The 2,000-nt window shown below is 71.7% G+C and carries 2 protein-coding genes and 1 pseudogene; 2 read left to right on the top strand and 1 reads right to left on the bottom strand.

Annotated elements, in window-relative coordinates; all coding sequences use genetic code 11:
* Positions 1 to 416, top strand: a pseudogene (locus ACWGIU_RS36680) (hypothetical protein); the annotation flags it as partial.
* A 19-nt stretch (positions 417 to 435) separates the two neighbouring features.
* On the opposite strand, the gene ACWGIU_RS36675 reads toward ACWGIU_RS36680, so the two are convergent.
* A complete protein-coding gene (locus ACWGIU_RS36675) occupies positions 436 to 1,158 on the bottom strand; it encodes a FadR/GntR family transcriptional regulator (RefSeq protein WP_453712403.1) in 723 nt (240 codons plus the stop codon).
* Positions 1,159 to 1,289: 131 nt separating this feature from the next.
* Between ACWGIU_RS36675 and ACWGIU_RS36670 the strand changes: the two genes are divergently transcribed.
* A complete protein-coding gene (locus ACWGIU_RS36670) occupies positions 1,290 to 1,811 on the top strand; it encodes a gluconokinase (protein WP_453712404.1) in 522 nt (173 codons plus the stop codon).
* The last annotated feature ends 189 nt before the right edge of the window (positions 1,812 to 2,000 follow it).

The raw sequence follows: 2,000 nt of genomic DNA, 5'->3' as shown, positions 1-2,000 counted from the left end.
CATACGGGCGCCGTGACCGACTACGTCAAGCACCTGCCCACAGGGGCTTGCCGGAGGGGCCGGTCGCCGTCTGGGAAATCGACAACGCCCGGCGCCGGCTCCGGGCCCGCGTCCCCGCGATCTTCTCGCCCGTCGCCGGCAGCCGGCTCCTCGTGATCCCGGTTGTCGTCTCGATCCTGCTGACGGCCCCGCAGGGCGACGACGCGCGGGGGTTCGCGGCAGCCGTCCCGGTGGCCGCCCTGCCGGTCTGGTTCCGCTGCCTTCCGGTGGCCACCCTGTTCGCCTCACTCGCCCTCGCGTTCGAGGAGCGCAGGCGCGAACGGGCGCGGGAACGGGAGGAGTCGCGCGGCTCCGATTCCTCCACCGGCGGTGGCTGCGGAGGGGGATGCGGCGGATGGTGCGGGGGCTGCGGCTGACCCGGCGCTCCTGGGAACGTCAGGGCGCGAGTACGTCCAGTTCCTCCAGCGCGCCCACCGCGATGCGGCGGGTCAGTGCCTCGGCCCGCGCCGCGTCCCCCTCGCGGACCGCCTCGGCCACCTGGACGTGCAGGGTCACGGCGGCGGGGTCGGGATCATGGAACATCACCGCGTGTTCGGTGCGGCCTGTCAATACCTCGGCGACGACGTCCCCGAGGCGGGCGAACATCTCGTTCCCCGAGGCGTTCAGTACGACGCGGTGGAAGGCGATGTCGTGCCGCAGGTAGCCGTCGAGCTGGTGGCCGCGCGAGGTGCGGACCATGCCGAGGGCCGCCTCCGTGAGTTCGGCGCACTGCTCGGGTGTGGCCAGCTTCGCGGCGAGCCCGGCCGCGACCGGCTCGATCGCGGAGCGCAGCACGGTGAGGGAACGCAGCTGCCGAGGCCGGTCGGTGCCGGCCAGGCGCCAGCGGATCACGCGCGGGTCGTAGACGTTCCACTCGTCGGTGGGGCGCACCGTGACGCCGACCCGGCGGCGGGATTCGACCAGGTGCATCGACTCCAGGACGCGGACGACCTCACGGACGACGGTGCGGGAGGCGTCGAAGCGTTCGGCGATCTCGTCCGTGCGCAGGACGCTGCCGGGCCGGCACTCCCCCGCCGTGATCGCGAGCCCGAGGGTGTCCAGCACATGGGTGTGGAGTCCCTGTCCCTGTCCCTGTCCAGGACTGCCGTCGGTGGTCATGGCGCAAGCGTACGGTGACGCCTTCGCCGACAGAAGATGTGATGTTTTCGACGTGAAGCTTGAATACGTAGTACTTAATGCGCTTCAGTAGTGCCACAGGAACCGATGTCGACGAGGACAGCGAGGTAGGCGTGAGCACCCAGCGCGTCATTGTGGTGATGGGCGTGGCCGGCACGGGCAAGACGACCGTGGGCCAATTGCTCGCCGAGGCACTCGGCGTTCCCTACGCGGAGGGCGACGCCTTCCACCCGGCCGCGAATGTGGCCAAGATGTCGGCCGGCACCCCGCTGGACGACGCCGACCGCGTGCCCTGGCTGGACGCCATCGGCGAATGGATCCGCAACAGCGCCGACCTGCGCGGCGGGGTGATCGCCGCCTCCTCGCTCAAGCGCGCCTACCGTGACCGGCTGCGCGCCGCGGCCCCCGGGGCCGTCTTCGTCCACCTCGCCGGTGAGCGCCCGCTGATCGAGGCGCGCATGGCGGCACGCAGGGGCCATTTCATGCCCACCACCTTGCTCGACTCGCAGTTCGCCACGCTGGAGCCGCTCCAGGCCGACGAACTCGGCGTCGTCATCGAGGTGTCCGGATCCCCGCAAGACGTCACCGAGCGGGTGTTGGCCGCGCTGCGACGGCTCCCGGCACACGAGAACTGAGGAAACGTCACAAAGACCATCGTCTCGGCGGTCGGCTGGCTGGGCGTCGTACTGCCGCTGTCACTGGTCATGGAGCGGTTTCAGCTGGGCGGCGGCCAGGGCGAGGCCGCCCGCCGCCGTCGCGCAGCGGGCCGCCAGCCTGGCGACCTCGGCCCGCAGGGCCTCGTTCCCCGGGCCGCGCCACTCCGG

It is taken from the genome of Streptomyces sp. NPDC054840 (assembly GCF_053611065.1).
Note: the sequence above shows the minus strand (reverse complement) of the source record. Positions and strands in the feature narration are given on the sequence as shown.